This window comes from Moraxella sp., from assembly GCF_024227015.1.
Classification (GTDB): Bacteria; Pseudomonadota; Gammaproteobacteria; order Pseudomonadales; family Moraxellaceae; genus Moraxella.
Genome location: NZ_JAAELD010000302.1, coordinates 1 through 1,742, shown reverse-complemented (window position 1 = coordinate 1,742; position 1,742 = coordinate 1). Strand labels below are relative to the sequence as shown.

Genomic DNA, 1,742 nt, shown 5'->3' with positions numbered 1-1,742 from the left:
TGGTATTGTAGTGATAGAGTTGGTGGAAGTAGTTTGGTTGAACCAACTTTATTACCATTCAACTCAACGTCGTGCTTGAATGGGTGTGCTACCAATAGCTCAACACCAACATTTTTTGCAGGGAAGTATTCGAAAGTAACGCTTGGACGAACATCTTCGTCAGCTGCTACTTTACCAACTTTAAGTTCGCTTGCATCACTCTTAGGATCAACATAGGCAGCGCCCACACCAACACTCCAGCTGCCAGCAGGTGCAGCAACAGCAGCGGTAGTTGCAGTAGCAGCTACTAGCGCAAGTGCGATATTTTTTAGTTTCATGGCTTTTCTCCAATATGGAAAGTGGCTAATAAAAAATAAAAAGAGCCCGCGTATTGCAAGCCCCTTTTGCGAAAGTATCTCATCACTCTTCATGAATGACGGTTAAACTTTGTCATCATTTTATAACAATCGACAAAAAAATCAACAGCTTTTTTAAGACTTTTGTGACTTTTTAATCAATTAAACGCTCTTTTAGTGCCAATACAACATCACGAACGCGCGCCGCTTCTTCGAATTTAAGTTCAGCTGAAAGTGTGCGCATTTGTTTTTCTAGGCGATTGATTTCTTTGACGATAAGTTCAGGTCGTCTTAGAATCTCTTCGTCCACGCCGGCGATTGCGCTTTGGGCGATGACCGCGCTACCTAGGGCGTGCATGGCCTCTTCTTCGCCTGTGTCAATCTTATCGGTAATGGCACGGCTTGCCGATTTTGGTGTAATGCCATGCTCTTCGTTAAAGGCAATTTGTTTGGTTCGTCTGCGTTCGGTCTCGTCTATCGCCTTTTGCATACTAGGGGTAATGCTATCAGCGTACAAAATCGCCTTGCCATTGACGTGCCGTGCTGCTCGCCCAATGGTCTGAATGAGCGAACGCTCCGAGCGTAAAAAGCCTTCTTTGTCCGCATCAAAAATCGCCACCAAGCTGACTTCTGGCATATCCAAGCCTTCACGAAGCAGGTTAATCCCCACCAGCACATCATGCACACCTGTTCGCAGTTCGTGAATGATTTTCATGCGTTCTACCGTGTCAATGTCGCTGTGCAGGTAGGCAACTTTTACGCCATATTCTTTTAAGTAACTCGTCAAATCCTCCGCCATGCGTTTGGTGAGCGTGGTAATCAGCACTCGCTCGTTTAGGGGTTTACGCAAGTTTATCTCGCCAAGCACGTCGTCCACTTGGGTCAGCACAGGGCGAATTTCTAAGACAGGGTCAATCAGCCCTGTGGGGCGGACGACTTGCTCCACGATGTTTTGGGCTTTTTCAAGCTCGTAGTGGGCAGGCGTGGCAGACACATAAATGGTGGACGGCTTGATACGCTCCCATTCTTCAAATTTCATGGGGCGGTTATCCATGGCGGACGGCAAGCGAAAGCCGTAGCTAACCAGCGTCTCTTTACGTGAGCGGTCGCCCTTATACATCGCTCCGATTTGGGGGACGGTAACATGACTTTCATCAATAAATAGCAACGCATCATCAGGCACATAATCAAACAGCGTGGGCGGAGCAAGCCCCGACGGTCGCCCTGATAGGTGGCGTGAGTAGTTTTCAATGCCGTTACAGTAGCCTAACTGTTGTATCATCTCCAAGTCGTATTGGGTGCGCTCTTTGATACGTTGGGCTTCGATGAGTTTGTCATTATCCCTAAAATAATCAAGCCGTTCGGCAAGTTCATCTTTAATGGTCTCACTGGCTTGCTCCAATTTTT

At 47.2% G+C, this 1,742-nt stretch carries 2 protein-coding genes; both read right to left on the bottom strand.

Annotated features, from left to right (window positions below):
• Window positions 1-317, bottom strand: a 317-nt coding sequence (locus tag GY683_RS06930) for an OmpW family outer membrane protein (RefSeq protein WP_297288042.1), incomplete at its 3' end; no start/stop codon positions are given.
• 172 nt (window positions 318-489) lie between these two features.
• A partial coding sequence (locus GY683_RS06925; RefSeq protein ID WP_297288041.1) for a helicase-related protein occupies window positions 490-1,742 on the bottom strand: 1,253 nt, incomplete at its 5' end.